Here is a 14,284-nt window from a genome sequence, read left to right as displayed (position 1 = left end):
AGCGGACAATGAAAAAGAAGACATCGCTTAGCGAGGAGGATCAGGCGCTGTTCCGTCAGCTGATGACCGGCACGCGGAAGATCAAACAGGACACTATTGTTCACCGCCCGCAGCGCAAGAAAATTACCGAGGTTGCTCCTAAGCGTTTGCTGCAGGAACAGGTCGATAACAGCCACTATTTTTCCGATGAGTTTCAACCGCTACTGAATACCGAAGGCTCGACGAAATATGTCCGCCCCGACGTCAGCCATTTCGAGCTGAAAAAGCTGCGCCGTGGAGATTATTCGCCGGAGCTGTTCCTCGATCTGCATGGGCTTACCCAGCAGCAGGCCAAACAGGAGCTGGGCGCGCTAATTGCCGCCTGCCGCCGCGAGCATGTGTTTTGCGCCTGCGTGATGCACGGGCACGGGAAACACATCCTCAAACAGCAAACCCCGCTGTGGCTGGCGCAACATCCGCATATTATGGCGTTTCACCAGGCACCAAAAGAGTACGGCGGTGACGCCGCACTGCTGATATTGATTGAGGTCGAGGAGTGGCAACCGCCGGAGCTGCCGTAACGGCGGGCTCCGGGGGGCCGTCAGATGGCGTTGGCCATCTTGAGGTTGCAGGGGCTTTTCTGCCAGAGGAACTCACCTTTGCCGTCGGCATCCAGCGTCACGCAGGCGATAGCCGAGGTGGTGAACATCGGGGGCGTTTCCCCCGGACACAGCTCTGAGACCAGATACCCCACCAGCGGCAGGTGGGAGACAACCAGCGCCGTCGCCACGCCTTCATTCGCCAGCGCCTGCAGATAGGCGCTCACCATTCCCACATCACCGCACGGCGTGAGCTCCGGCATCACGTCGACATGTTTCGGCAGGTTCATGCACTCCCCAACAATATCCAGCGTCTGTTCCGCACGCAGATAGGGACTGACAAGAACGCGCTCAATATCCACTTTTTGACCTTTCAGCCAGGTTGCCATCTGACGAGACTCATCACAACCGCATACGGTTAATGGACGAACCGAGTCACTGGCTGCATCGAGGGCAGCGTCGCCGTGACGCATAATAAAAACTTGCATATTGCACCGCTTTTGTTAACCAGAAGCACCGTAGTTTGGCCTGCGAAGACAATACGCAGGTGACCCGGTGGCCGGGCATTGTGCCTGATCCATTCCACGAATGAAACGCTGTTTTTTACCTCAATGGCGTAAGTATAGTCAATCATTGTTTACAAAACAGCCAATCAACAGCGTCGTCCGCAGCCGGATTTACCTTCTTTGACCACAACTTAGGTCAGCCGTTCATCCGCTGGCCAAAAGGTGGTCCCCTGTTCGGCCATGCGTAATAAAGTGTCACAGGGTGTAAAAAGTGGGCCGAACTGGGCGGCCAGGCGCTGCAGGATCGCGGCAACTTCACCCGCGCCGATAGTATCCATATACCGGAACGGGCCGCCAAGAAATGGCGGAAACCCTATACCAAAGACGGCGCCGATATCGCCATCGCGCGCGCTCCGGATAATCTGCTCATCAAAGCAGCGCGCCGCTTCGTTAAGCATCATCATCACACAGCGCTCCGCCACCTGCTGCGCGGAAAGCCGCGACTGCGGGCGGCCGATGCCGAGCAGCGGATAGACTGCCGGGTCGGGCCGTTTTTTGCTTTTACGCCCTTTTGTCTCATAAAGATAGAAACCACGATTATTTTTTCTGCCTTTGCGATCGTCCTTCAAAATCGCGTCAATGATGTTTGCAGGCGGGCTAAAACGTTCTCCAAACGCGCCCTCCAGCACGGGGATAATTTTGGTGCCGGTATCGATACCCACCTCATCCAGCAGTTGAATTGGCCCCACCGGGAAACCGAATTTAACCAACGCGTTATCAATGACTTCAATCGGTTCGCCTTCCACCAGCAGGCGCATCGCTTCATTGATATACGGCGCGAGGATACGGTTCACATAGAACCCCGCTTTATCTGCGACAACAATCGGCGTTTTCCCCTGCCGTTTAGCCAGCTGCACCACGGTGGCGATAGTCTGCGGGTCGGTTCCCTTGTGCGGGATCACCTCAACCAGCGGCATTTTTTCCACCGGACTGAAAAAATGCAGGCCGATTACCTGCCCCGGGCGGCTGGCGTGAGCGGCAATATCGCCGATTGGCAACGATGAGGTATTCGACGCAAAGATGGTCTGCGGCCCGACGTATTGTTCCACTTCGCTGACCATCCGCTGTTTGAGAGCCAGGTCTTCAAATACCGCCTCGATCACCACATCGCGATGAGCAAAGCCCTGATAGTCGGTAGTGCCGGAGATCAGCGCCATCTGACGATCGCGCTCCACTGGGCGCAGTCGACGCTGACGAACCTGTTTATTCAGCAGATCCCAGCTGTACTTTAAGGCGTGGTTGATGCCACGCGGCTGGATATCTTTAATCCGCACCGGCAGCCCACCCTTACAGGCGGTCACATAGGCGATCCCCCCGCCCATCAAGCCACCGCCCAGTACTGCAACGCTTCTCAGCGGGCCGAGGCCCGCCTCGGCGCCAGGGTCTTTTTTCAGATCGGTACTGGCAAAGAAGATCGATCGCAGCGCCTGCGACTGCGGGCTCATTGCCAGTTCGCCAAATGCGCGCGCCTCTTCAGCGTATCCGCTGCTGCAGCCATGGGCCAGACCATTCTCGACGACCTGCAAGATTCGCTTCACCGCCGGGTAATTTCCCTGCGTTTTGCGCTGCGTTTGTTTACCGACAAACTGGAATAACAGATGGCGCCCCAGGGGCCCTGCCAGTACGCGTTCACGAACAGGCACCTCCCGGCTGGTCGGTCGCCCCTTCAGCGCCAACTCCACCGCCGCCTGCAGTAAAATCGCCTGCGGCACCACCTCGTCCACCAGACCGGCCTTCAGCGCCTGCCGCGGCCGCAGCTGCTTGCCGGTGAGCATCATATCCAGCGCGGTGCTGACCCCGATCAGCCGCGGTAAACGCTGCGTCCCGCCGGAACCCGGCAGCAGGCCAAGCTGTACCTCCGGCAAGCCGAGTCGGGTTTTTTCGTCATCGCTACAGATACGGCCATGACAGGCCAGCGCCAGCTCCAGACCGCCGCCAAGGCAGGCGCCGTGGATAGCGGCAATCACCGGGATCGACAGGCCATGGATCTCAGCCATAATCTGCTGTCCCTGGCGCGCCAGCGCTTCCGCCTCCTGCGCGCTGCGGCAGCGGGCAATCATGTTGATATCAGCGCCGGCGATAAAGTTATCCGCTTTGGCGGAGATAAATACTACGCCGCGCACTGACTTATCGTCACGTAACTGGCGTATCAATCCCCGTACCTGACTGCCAAATTCGGCTTTCAGGGTATTCATTTTTTCACCCGGGGCATCAATGGTGATCACCGCGATTTTGTCCGCACGGACCTCAAGCTTAAAAGCGGAAACAGTATCCATTATTCAGCCTCCACGATCATCGCCGCACCCAGACCACCTGCCGCGCAGGCCGTCACCAAACCAAATCCCCCGCCCCGTCGCCGCAGCTCATGCAGCGTCTGGGTGATCATCCGCGCGCCGGTGGCGGCGAAGGGGTGACCGTAGGCGATAGAGCCGCCGAGGACGTTAAACTTGCTTTCATCTACCTCACCGGTGGCCTGCGAGCGGCCCAGCACCTCGCGGGCAAAGCGGTCGCTTGCCAGACACTGGAGATTGGCCAGCGTCTGCGCGGCGAAAGCTTCGTGCATATCGATAAGCGTGAGATCCGCCAGCGTCAGGCCAGCGCGCTCCAGCGCCAGCGGCGTGGACCACGCGGGCCCCAGCAGCATATCCTGCCAGACGTCGATGGCGGTAAAGGCGTAGCTGCGCAGATAGCCCAGCGGCCTCAGCCCCAGCTCTTTAGCCCGCGACTCGGTCATCAGGATCACCGCTGCCGCGCCGTCCGTCAGCGGCGTACTGTTGGCGGCGGTGACGGTGCCATGTTTGCGGTCAAAGGCCGGGCGTAACTTCTGATAATCTGCGAGCGTTGAATTTTTACGAATATTGTTGTCCTGCTCGAGCGGTTCGCGGAAAGGGGGAGCATAGGCGGTCATCACCTCTGCGGACAGTTTACCCTCTTCCCAGGCTTTCGCTGCCAGCTGGTGCGAACGATGCGCCAGGGCATCCTGTTCCTCGCGGGAGATCCCCCAGCTTTTCGCCATCTGCTCGGCGGTATCGCCCATCCGCAATCCGGTTGAATATTCAGCCACCGCCGGGGGGACCGGCAGCAGGTCGCGTGGCCGCAGACGGGAAAACAGCTTCAGCTTTTGGCTCAGCGTGCGTGCCTTATTGGCATCCACTAGCGTGCGGGCCAGCGTTTTACTGACCCCAATGGGCAGGACAGAGGAGGAGTCGGCGCCGCCGGCAATACCGGCGCGGATGGTGCCGGCCATCAGGCTTTCAGCGACGTTCGCCACGGCCTGGAAACTGGTGGCGCAGGCGCGGCTGACGCTATAGGCGTCGGTATGTACGCTCATGCCGGTACCCAGCACAATTTCCCGGGCGATGTTCGGCGCTTCCGGCATCTGCACCACCTGGCCAAAGACCAGTTGCTCGATGACTTCGGCAGGAATGTCGCTGCGCGCCAGCATCTCGCCAACCACCATTTTTCCTAAATCAATGGCTGGAACGCCATGAAAAGCCGTAGCCTGACGAGCAAATGGCGTGCGTAACCCCGTGACAATGGCAATGCGATCGCCCTGACGGGTGATAAGCGGTAATGCCTGACTCATAACACTCCCCTGTTAACCAAGACAACCAAGTGGTCTGACCTGATAACATTCTTAACTAATTTTTTACATTAAGCCAATCGGAGAAGCGCAAAATTGCGAGCCAAAACACAGTGAAAAGAAAAGGAAACGCCCCTAATCAGGGGCGTCGAGGGGGAAGGATTAACGTAAGCCCAGCTGGAAGATCAGGGATTCTGCTTCGCAGCTGAAAACAAAATCGATATCCAGCTGCACACCGCCGTCAACGTCAGTGAAGGTTGGGTTAATTTGGCACGGCTCAGATTCGACATTGCGGGCTTTTTCGCTTAACGCGGCGAGCGTTTGCTCGGCTTCAGCGCGGTTGGCGAATACGCGGCTGTAGGAGGCGGTGCAGTCGGTGTTGTCAACAATCGTGCCAACATCCATACAGCAGCAAACCGGGGTTTCATCAGCGCTACATTTACTCATCGTAGATTTCCTCTGGAGATGCACCTTCGGTGCCAGAAAAATGATGTGCCTATTTTACGCCCTGTCCCCGGTGAGCCTCCAGCCGAGAATCGCTCTGCCGGCGTTAAGTGACAGAAATCACACTTAAAAATGATCTAAAACAAAAATCCCCTTCTGTCCCCCTTGCTCTCTCCGAGATTTTTGCCAGCTGGATCGCGTTTCTGTTATCACAATTGAAAAACTTCATAAACATACTTGCAACAAATCATCTGGTCAGACCTATACTCAGCGCACTGGTCTGATTTCTTGGTTGTACCGCAGACCCTACACTCCCGCGCTTCTGTTACGGCATGTAACATAGTTTAAAAAAAAATAACTCAATGAGGTTATGGGCATGAGCCAGAAAACCCGCTTTACCCAATCTGCCCTTGCAGTGGCTGTCGCACTTGTTTCCACCCAGGCCTGGTCAGCAGGCTTCCAGCTCAACGAATTCTCTGCATCGGGGCTGGGTCGTGCCTATTCCGGTGAAGGGGCGATCGCTGACGATGCTGGTAATGCCAGTCGTAACCCGGCATTAATTATGATGTTTGACCGCCCGACCATGTCGGCGGGCGCCGTGTTTGTCGACCCGGGCGTTAATGTTTCGGGCACCTCTCCCACCGGCAAGAGCCTGAAAGCAGACAATATCGCCCCGACGGCGTGGGTGCCCAACTTCCACTTTGTCGCGCCGATTAACGACCAATTTGGTTGGGGGGCGTCTATCACCTCTAACTATGGTCTGGCAACAGAGTATAACGATGATTATGCGGCCGGCAGCATGGGCGGTAAAACTGACCTGACCACCGCGAACTTCAACCTGAGCGGCGCCTACCGCCTCGACAGCAACTGGAGCTTCGGCTTAGGCTTTGACGCGGTCTACGCCAAGGCGAAGATCGAGCGCTATGCAGGCGATCTGGGGCAGATTGTCGCAGGCTCTGGCGCGCTGCCGCCGGCGCTGGCGGGCCAGGTAGCGAAGATCCCGGCCGACACGCAGATCGCCCATCTTAATGGCAACGCGTGGGGCTTCGGCTGGAACGCCGGGATCCTCTATGAGCTGGATAAGAATAACCGCTACGGTTTAACCTACCGTTCTGAGGTCAAGATCGACTTCGACGGTAACTACCGCAGCAGCCTGCCGGCGGCCTATAACCAGATCCTCGGCAACTTCGGCCTGCCGGCGGGCACCAGCGGCCAGACGACAAATGGTTCGCTAACCCTTAACCTGCCGGAAATGTGGGAGCTGTCCGGCTATAACCGCGTGGCGCCGCAGTGGGCGGTCCACTATAGCCTGACCTACACCAGCTGGAGTCAGTTCCAGGAGCTGAAAGCCACCGGCAGCAACGGCCAGACGCTGTTCTATAAAGAGGAAGGCTTCAAGGACGCCTATCGTCTTGCGCTGGGGACCACCTATTATTATGACGATAACTGGACCTTCCGTACCGGTATCGCCTTCGATGACAGCCCGGTGCCGGCTAATAACCGCTCTATCTCTATTCCGGACCAGGATCGCCTGTGGCTGAGCGCGGGTACCACCTACGCGTTCAATAAAGATGCCTCGGTTGACGTCGGCGTTTCATACATGCACGGGCAGCATGTTGAAATTAAGGAAGGCCCGTATACCTTCCGTTCCGAAGGAACCGCCTGGCTGTACGGCGCTAACTTCAACTACCGCTTCTGATAAGCAGCGCGCCACAAAAAAGGGTGAACATTATGTTCACCCTTTTTTTATCATTCGCCGATCACTGTGAATCGATATCCTTCAGCTCATCCTGAATAGCCTGAGCATTCGGGTTGTCCGCCGGGGTCAGCTTACCGCCGTTGGCGATAAAGTCATGACGCTGGAAGTAGGCTTCACGCATCAGAATGTAAGGGTCGGAAGACTGGCGCAGCAGGCCGTCGGAATCCAGCAGCTGAGCACGTGTCTCAATCCCTTCCACCGCCCATTTACCGATCGACATCGGCCAGGTCAGCCAGGAGAGCACCGGATACAAGCCATCGGCCATATCGCCGCCTTCGTCGCGCAAGGTAAAGCTTCCATAGAACGGCAACTGAACATACGGGCCATAGCCAACGCCATAATGCCCAAGCGTACTGCCGAAACGATGTGGCTCAACCCGCTGTAGCTGCGGATTCGCCATCCCGGCCACATCGATAAGCCCACCCATACCGAGAATGGTGTTCAGGAAGAAGCGGGTAAAATGCACCATACCTTTATAGGGGTCGCCCTGCAGGAAGTAGTTCACCATCACTGCCGGCTCTTCCAGGTTACTGGTAAAATTGCTTAACCCGTTGCGCGCCGGCTGTGGGACGTAGTCGCGCCATGCCACCGCGACGGGGCGAAGCACGTAAGGATCAACCACGTTAAAGTTGAAGTTAAACATCGTGCGGTTAAACCCTTCTAACGGGTCTGAGCGCCCCTGCGGCCGATCGCCAGAGCTGGAACTGGCACATCCCACCAGCAATGTGGCGCCAAGCGCAAGCGCCGACAGGCGATAATTCATAGATGTCTCCCTGGTTTTTATGGCTATCGCGAGTTGCCATCCATGACGGAAAGACAACGCTTCCGCCCGTAAAGATGTGAGCGATTGTAACAGCACGTTGAACGATGTCTATATCACCCAAGTTGTTGATTTGATCTTAGCCTGGGAATAACGAAATCGCGGGGCTCCTATTCTACCGGAGCGACAAAAATCTGACGTTACCATTTTTGCGATTTCAGAGTATGCCCAGCCAGACGGCAGGGAAAGCCGCTACGCTATAACTATACAGATTGATAGCGAGGGCCACGAAATGGATGAACTAGACAATAACAAATTAAAGGCAGAGGATGACGAAAGAGAAGTGGAAAGTGAGGAAAATCAGCGTGGTGAAGAGATCGAAGTAAATGAAGATCGCCTTCCCTCGCGGGCGATGGCGATCCATGAACATATTCGCCAGGAAGGGGAAAAAGAGATGGAGCGCGATGCGCTGGCCCTGCTATGGTCAGCGATTGCGGCCGGCCTGTCGATGGGGGCCTCCCTGCTGGCGAAGGGAATTTTTCACGTCAAACTGGAGGGGATCCCGGGCGGTTTTTTGCTGGAAAACCTCGGCTACACCTTCGGCTTTATTATCGTAATTATGGCCCGCCAGCAGCTGTTCACTGAAAATACGGTCACCGCCGTTCTGCCGGTGATGCATAATCCCACCCTCGGTAACGTCGGTTTGCTGATGCGGCTATGGTCGGTGGTGCTGGCGGGCAATCTCATCGGTACCGCGGTGGCCGCATGGGCCTTCAATTATATGCCTATTTTTGATGAGCCAACCCGTCAGGCCTTTGTCAGCATCGCCGAAGACGTAATGAAAAACAGTCCGACAGAGATGTTCGCCAATGCGATTATTTCCGGCTGGCTGGTCGCCACCATGGTCTGGATGTTTCCTGTCGCCGGCGCCGCCAAAATCGTGGTGATTATTCTCATGACCTGGCTTATCGCCCTGGCGGATACCACCCATATTGTGGTGGGCTCGGTCGAGATCCTTTATCTGGTGTTTAATGGAAATCTGCCCTGGAGCGACTTTATCTGGCCGTTCGCCCTGCCGACCCTGGCGGGAAATATCTGTGGCGGGACCTTCATCTTCGCACTGCTGAGCCATGCGCAGATCCGTAACGATATGAGCAGCAAGCGAAAAGCGGAAGCCCGCGCCCAGGCGGCGGAGAAAGGGAAAAAGGCCGACCGGGCATAAAAAAAGCGCCCTGAGTGGCGAGGGTTTAAGCAGTCAGACGGTATGGCTCTTACTCAGGCGGGCAAAAAACGCTATACTCGTGCCGCCTTGTCCCCTTAGTTAAATGGATATAACGAGCCCCTCCTAAGGGCTAGTTGCAGGTTCGATTCCTGCAGGGGACACCATACATACCTCTCCTGCCATCTACCGAACTCAATAAAACCCCCTTATAATCAGTGAAAACCCCCTATCCTGGCTATGCGACGTCAACAGATGTCTCCCCATTTCAACGTGAATCAATTAACGTTTGGGGTCTTAGTGCGGGCTTATCCTGTTCAACAAAAAAGTCCCCAAAAATGACCTTAAATACACGTCGGGCCGAGACTGCAAAACCCAGAGACAAGGCCTATCAGCTCGCTGATGGCGAAGGGCTCTATCTCATGGTCAATACTAACGGTTCAAAGTACTGGCGCATGAAATATCGATTTGCCGGGAAAGAGAATAAGCTCTCATTCGGAACCTACCCGGACATCTCACTTGCTGAAGCTCGCACTAAACTGGATGAGGCAAAAAAGGTATTGGCGAATGATAAGGATCCCGGAGAGGTCAATAAAGGCCACGCAGTTAGCCAAAAAATTCTCGGATACCAATGCATTTGAAGCAATAGATCTTGAATGAAACTGGACTGCCCCACGACAGTAGACAAATGCTGTCCTCACGACGAGGCCTGTTCTAAGGCCTCCGGACTGATACCACCGGGATGACTGTGACGCCGGGCCCGGGTTGTGCAGCCACGCACAGAACCCGGCCCGGGCGACATTCAGTACCCATCACATCGCCATCACACCCCATACAGTGCGGTGTTCATTGATAAAGCGGTACTTCAGTCGGACTCCCTTGCAAAGCACCGCGCGGTCTTTTTCAGCATATCCCGTTCTTCTTCGGCGCGTTTTAGCAGCGCCCGTAGTTTCAGGAACTCGCTTTGGCTTTCAGTAAATCCCGGGCATGCTGTTCGCTGTTATCGGGTTAAATAACCCGTAACCACTAATAGAGACTATGTGCGGAAACGCCCAGACGGTTAGATACTTCGGCAACAGAATAACCGTGTTTCGTTGTCTGGCGGACGGCTTCTTCCTTAAATTCAGGTGTAAATTGTGGTGTGCCCATACGCTCCTCCCATATGCAAACTATAGTGCAGGATCGTCTACCGAAGTGGGGGCAGTCCATAAATGACACTGCGGTGTCTATAAACCCGCGGCGATTCATCTCATAACAATGCGGCCCTGAACAAAGCGAAGTACACGGAAACCAAAAGATGTCCTGATTTAAATTTTTTATCGAGGTGAAAGCATTAAAAACATCAATTCATGAAAACTTCCACACATAAAAAAAGCTGAAAAAAATCAAATCACTATATTTTATATCTGTAAATACAAATTTAACAGCATAATAATTTACTATTCTCGCATATTATAGTTTAATATACCAACTCACCCATAAAGAAAGTACCGTTCTGAAGAGTAATACGTGGGTTTCGTTATGTCTAATAGAGACGACTTCCAGTCCACGCCGGCAAGTATATTCAAATACCTATCTTACGGGAGTTTAATTATATGCAAATATCCACACAAAATACACTAAGCCTTATAAATATTATCATTAAATCAATTTTTCCTGATTTAGCTATGCATATGCAACGCACTGCATATATATCATTAATTATTGCAAAGGAGCTTAACCTTCATAAAAATGAAATAGAAAACATTTACATTGCATCCAATATACACGATATAGGCTTTATTGATAAAAAATGGTCGGTCACAGCATCCAGGGATATCGTTGAGAGTGAATATATTACTGAGCATGAAGCGAATGGTGTGATGATGCTGAATGAAATATCTATTTTTGAGCCAGCGCTAACTATTATCGGACAACATCATATATCATGGGTTGCAAACAATCCAGAAAAATACCCTTTGGAATGTCATATTTTGCATATGGCAGATGCTTTTGAGCTGTTCACACAGTCCCAGCTTGATAATAATATATCTTATGAAGATATAAAAATTGATGATTTCATTGAAGAAAATAATCAGTTCCCGCCTGAACTGATTACAGCTTTATATAAAGTTATAAAACACGATATTTTATGGTATCGCCTTGCCTCTACACAACTGGAACAGACGCTTGAAGACATCAGTCCAGTCAAAAAAAACATAATCTCAACTGACGATCTGCTGGAAGTTTGTCAGCTAATTGCAAAAATAATCGACACCTATAGTAACTTTACTATGTCTCATAGCATTAAAGTTGCAAAAATATCGCGTTTCATTGCGGAGAAAATGGAACTCCCGTTGGAATCACAAAAGCAAATTCAGATCGCTGGTTACCTTCATGATATTGGTAAATTATATATACCTATTCACATACTGGAAAAAAAAGGCAGACTGACTGCGTCTGAATATAGTCTAATGCGAATACACAGTTACAAGACAGATGAGATGCTTTCTCAAATAGAGCCTCTGCGAAACATTAAACACTGGGCAGCAAATCATCATGAACGACTTGATGGCAGCGGATACCCCAGGGGACTGGTGGCATACAAACTTGATTTACCGAGCAAAATACTGGCTATCGCTGATGTTTTTACTGCTATGGCAGAAGACAGGCCCTATCGTAAAGGAATGAAACCAGAAAGAATTCTGGACATTATTGATGAAGAAGTGCAAAATAACCGGCTCGAAAAAGTGGTCTTTGATGTTCTCAAATCAAATATCAAAAGTGCATATTCTATCATCAACAACGTATAACCTCGTTATCTTAATGAGGCATAAAAAAATCATCAGCAAAAGAATTAAACCAGATGAAATACATGATCGCCAGTAAAGTGATATATGATTCTGAAACCGGGAGCCTGGCTTGCTCCGGACATATTAATAATGAAGAGAAAAAAATCACTAAAACTGCTAACAGAATACTAACTTTATTAATTGAATCTCATGGTCATGTGGTTGAGCGCGAACACCTGCTTGAGCAAGTCTGGGAATCTCATGGTTTAGTCAGCTCTAATGGTTCATTAAATCAATATATAAGCATTTTAAGGAAAACATTAACATCATTAACAGATATTGAAGATATCATTGTATCTATACCAAAAGTTGGCTTTATAATCTCCCAGGATATCGAAATATTGCAATTAGAAGAAAATAAAATTTTAGCAAATGAAATAAGCACTAAAGCAATAAAAAAAACGTCTTTATCCACGAAGTTTTTACTTCTTACAATTATTATCGCTTTAATTTCAAACATCATATTTTCTATATATTCTGATGATAATCCAAGATATAAAACTGCAAAAAAACTCTATGCGATTGATAAATGCCAGATTCAGGCTTGGGCTAACATGCCTGAAAATGTTAATGAAATAATAACGAAAGCTATTTCTGAAATAGCACCGAAATTACTTGAACAATGTTCAAAATATCACGCAGCCATATTTGTCAGCTTACAAAAAAGTATTTACCAGAATGAAGATGGAATAGTTTTCCTATCATTTTGCCCATTACGTGAAAATAAAATAACTCACTGTAATAACTTTTACCATTACAAATGGAAACAATAATGAAAATTAAATTAGTCCTTGGGTTAATTCTTTTCTTACTGGTAGCCAACTGTATAAGATTATACATTTTACAGAGTGAAAAGTATCTTAATCTCACCTGCGAGTCAACTGTACATTTTACTGACAATTCCCATGGAAAGGACTTTTTATTTAATGGAACAATTATATTTGATTTTGAGAAGTCCAGAAATGGGTATTTTTATCTTAGTGGCACAACAGGGAATAAACTTGAAAAGTATGATTTTTCACGCTATATCAAATTTGAGTATAAACATGAGGAATCGAATAGATATAGTGTGAAAATAGCCAACATCCAAAAGATGGGCCATGATACTGTTCCTGACAGTTTTGTTCCTGTTATTTATTCAGAGCTTAACATTGCTGACAAACCATCCCTTTTCATATCCAGAAGTAATGAAAACTTGCTAACGCTGGGTACTATTGTCTCCCCTCTTCTGAACTGCGTACAAAAGAGTTAGTCCTCAATAACACACAAAAGACATTACATAGTAGTGTCTTTTTTTACTCTTCTTCGCTGTACGTTGCTCACTCATGTTCACCAGCGCTTCTCCAGGGCGGTGTGTGGATCAGAACCTTTTTTAGTTTGTGTGTCCCCCGCTTTCAAAAGCAGGGGCTGTTCATATATTCCACTTTATCTTCTTCTTTTACCTTCTGCTCTAACCATTCTGAACAAAAAACCAGAAAGAAGATCAATTTACAACTTGTCAGGTAGTCAGTCTTGATTGATTTTCAGCAAGTTCTCAATACCTGACAGCCTCTTATCACCTCATTTCAGCAGCCTTACAGCATTTTTTTTAAAAACACCGCTAAAAACAAGATCAAATATTTACATTCAAGCGACTGCGCGTAATCACTACATCTCCAAATCACTTAAAACAACACCACCAGGTGATCAAAAAAGTTAAAAACACACACCCAAAAAGAATAATTAACTAGATATTTCAATTAAACAACATTTCGCTTCGTTAAATCACTATTACATGGTGTTATTAATCGCGGCAACGGTGCGTGTTGGGCAACAGGTTCGACAGCACCTTCTGTCAATAATGTATGCCGTCAGGCACATATACGAACTCTGGGCTTATGTGGTGCTCGGGGATGAAACCATGAACGGATCCCGTAAAGGGATTCGAGTTTAAAAATAACGAGTATTTAAATGAAAAACATGTCCTTAAAAGTAATGTCTCTGGCTTTCATCATGACTGCCTCGTCTGCTGCATTCGCAGATGTTAACGGTGGCAGTGGTACTATTCATTTCACTGGTACTGTTATTGATGCGCCATGTTCAATTGCTCCGGAAAGTATTGAGCAGACTGTAGAGCTCGGTTCTGTGGCATTAAGCTCCCTAAAAACTGCGGGTTCACATTCCCGTCCTGCAACCGGCGAAATCAAACTGGTTGATTGTACTCTGACTTCAGTAGAAGGTGACGAGACCACCACTTATTCTAAAGTTGGCGTAACTTTCTCCGGTACTCCGGATGCAACCGTTGCTGCACTGCTGGCAAACGATTCCAGCGCTCAGGGTGTTGGTGTTCGTCTCTTGGACCAAGATGGTAAAGCTATTGAACTGGGTTCTGAAACTGAATATCCATTAGGTAACGGTGCGACCATTATTTATCAGGCTTATGTTGAAGCAAATGGTAATACTGTCACTGCCGGTGATATTCGTTCTGATGCAACTTTCAAACTGAACTACAAATAATATATTAAATCTCGAAGACATCATATTTTAAACATGATGCCTTTTATC

Annotated in this window: 13 protein-coding genes, 1 tRNA gene and 1 pseudogene; 9 read left to right on the top strand and 6 right to left on the bottom strand. The window is 50.3% G+C overall.

The features are described from left to right. Nucleotides 1-8: 8 nt before the first annotated feature. Nucleotides 9-560: an endonuclease SmrB gene (gene smrB, locus OHJ17_RS07370; RefSeq protein ID WP_002913348.1), complete on the top strand. Its 552-nt coding sequence runs from the start codon at nucleotides 9-11 to the stop codon at nucleotides 558-560. A gap of 20 nt (nucleotides 561-580) precedes the next feature. On the opposite strand, the gene sixA is transcribed toward smrB, so the two are convergent. The 4 genes from sixA to OHJ17_RS07350 form a co-directional block, all read right to left on the bottom strand. Further along, nucleotides 581-1,066 carry a phosphohistidine phosphatase SixA gene (sixA, locus tag OHJ17_RS07365; RefSeq protein WP_002913355.1) on the bottom strand — a complete coding sequence of 162 codons (486 nt, stop codon included), beginning with the start codon at nucleotides 1,064-1,066 and terminating at the stop codon, nucleotides 581-583. A 209-nt stretch (nucleotides 1,067-1,275) separates the two neighbouring features. After that, complete coding sequence (gene fadJ / locus OHJ17_RS07360; protein ID WP_267303050.1) at nucleotides 1,276-3,420, bottom strand: fatty acid oxidation complex subunit alpha FadJ; 2,145 nt, start codon at nucleotides 3,418-3,420, stop codon at nucleotides 1,276-1,278. Next, on the bottom strand, nucleotides 3,420-4,730 hold the full coding sequence (fadI, locus tag OHJ17_RS07355) for an acetyl-CoA C-acyltransferase FadI (protein ID WP_021313703.1): 1,311 nt from the start codon (nucleotides 4,728-4,730) through the stop codon (nucleotides 3,420-3,422). Before fadI ends, fadJ begins: the two co-directional genes overlap by 1 nt. Nucleotides 4,731-4,889: 159 nt before the next feature. Then, complete coding sequence (locus tag OHJ17_RS07350; RefSeq protein ID WP_002913359.1) at nucleotides 4,890-5,174, bottom strand: YfcZ/YiiS family protein; 285 nt, start codon at nucleotides 5,172-5,174, stop codon at nucleotides 4,890-4,892. Nucleotides 5,175-5,547: 373 nt separating this feature from the next. On the opposite strand from OHJ17_RS07350, the gene fadL reads away from it, so the two are divergent. Further along, entirely contained in the window at nucleotides 5,548-6,870 is a 1,323-nt protein-coding gene (gene fadL / locus OHJ17_RS07345; protein ID WP_002913360.1) for a long-chain fatty acid transporter FadL, read from the top strand. Nucleotides 6,871-6,931: 61 nt separating this feature from the next. Here fadL and mlaA read toward each other — a convergent pair whose 3' ends face one another. After that, entirely contained in the window at nucleotides 6,932-7,693 is a 762-nt protein-coding gene (gene mlaA / locus OHJ17_RS07340) for a phospholipid-binding lipoprotein MlaA (RefSeq protein WP_002913362.1), read from the bottom strand. 289 nt (nucleotides 7,694-7,982) lie between these two features. Between mlaA and OHJ17_RS07335 the strand changes: the two genes are divergently transcribed. From OHJ17_RS07335 to OHJ17_RS07325, 3 genes are all read left to right on the top strand, one after another. Continuing rightward, nucleotides 7,983-8,912: a formate/nitrite transporter family protein gene (locus tag OHJ17_RS07335; protein WP_004149224.1), complete on the top strand. Its 930-nt coding sequence runs from the start codon at nucleotides 7,983-7,985 to the stop codon at nucleotides 8,910-8,912. 89 nt (nucleotides 8,913-9,001) lie between these two features. Next, nucleotides 9,002-9,076: transfer RNA gene (locus OHJ17_RS07330), tRNA-Arg, on the top strand. Between the two features lie 171 nt (nucleotides 9,077-9,247). After that, nucleotides 9,248-9,550 (top strand): Arm DNA-binding domain-containing protein, encoded by a 303-nt coding sequence (locus tag OHJ17_RS07325; protein WP_032433353.1) that lies wholly within the window; start codon nucleotides 9,248-9,250, stop codon nucleotides 9,548-9,550. 105 nt (nucleotides 9,551-9,655) lie between these two features. Here the strand turns inward: OHJ17_RS07325 and OHJ17_RS07320 are convergent. Next, nucleotides 9,656-10,058: pseudogene (locus OHJ17_RS07320) on the bottom strand (transposase); the annotation flags it as partial. A 446-nt stretch (nucleotides 10,059-10,504) separates the two neighbouring features. On the opposite strand from OHJ17_RS07320, the gene OHJ17_RS07315 reads away from it, so the two are divergent. The 4 genes from OHJ17_RS07315 to OHJ17_RS07300 all read left to right on the top strand — a co-directional run bounded on the left by OHJ17_RS07315 (nucleotide 10,505) and on the right by OHJ17_RS07300 (nucleotide 14,236). Beyond that, nucleotides 10,505-11,701 (top strand): HD-GYP domain-containing protein, encoded by a 1,197-nt coding sequence (locus OHJ17_RS07315; protein ID WP_032433355.1) that lies wholly within the window; start codon nucleotides 10,505-10,507, stop codon nucleotides 11,699-11,701. 62 nt (nucleotides 11,702-11,763) lie between these two features. Next, nucleotides 11,764-12,513: a winged helix-turn-helix domain-containing protein gene (locus OHJ17_RS07310; protein WP_157668326.1), complete on the top strand. Its 750-nt coding sequence runs from the start codon at nucleotides 11,764-11,766 to the stop codon at nucleotides 12,511-12,513. After that, the gene (locus OHJ17_RS07305; RefSeq protein WP_032432058.1) at nucleotides 12,513-12,992 is read left to right on the top strand and encodes a hypothetical protein; all 480 of its coding nucleotides are present in this window, start codon (nucleotides 12,513-12,515) and stop codon (nucleotides 12,990-12,992) included. Before OHJ17_RS07310 ends, OHJ17_RS07305 begins: the two co-directional genes overlap by 1 nt. A 698-nt stretch (nucleotides 12,993-13,690) precedes the next feature. Further along, nucleotides 13,691-14,236 (top strand): fimbrial protein, encoded by a 546-nt coding sequence (locus OHJ17_RS07300; RefSeq protein ID WP_032432059.1) that lies wholly within the window; start codon nucleotides 13,691-13,693, stop codon nucleotides 14,234-14,236. The last annotated feature ends 48 nt before the right edge of the window (nucleotides 14,237-14,284 follow it).

The organism is Klebsiella sp. KP20-425-1 (assembly GCF_025813515.1).
Taxonomy (GTDB): domain Bacteria; phylum Pseudomonadota; class Gammaproteobacteria; order Enterobacterales; family Enterobacteriaceae; genus Klebsiella; species Klebsiella pneumoniae.
Note: the sequence above shows the minus strand (reverse complement) of the source record. Positions and strands in the feature narration are given on the sequence as shown.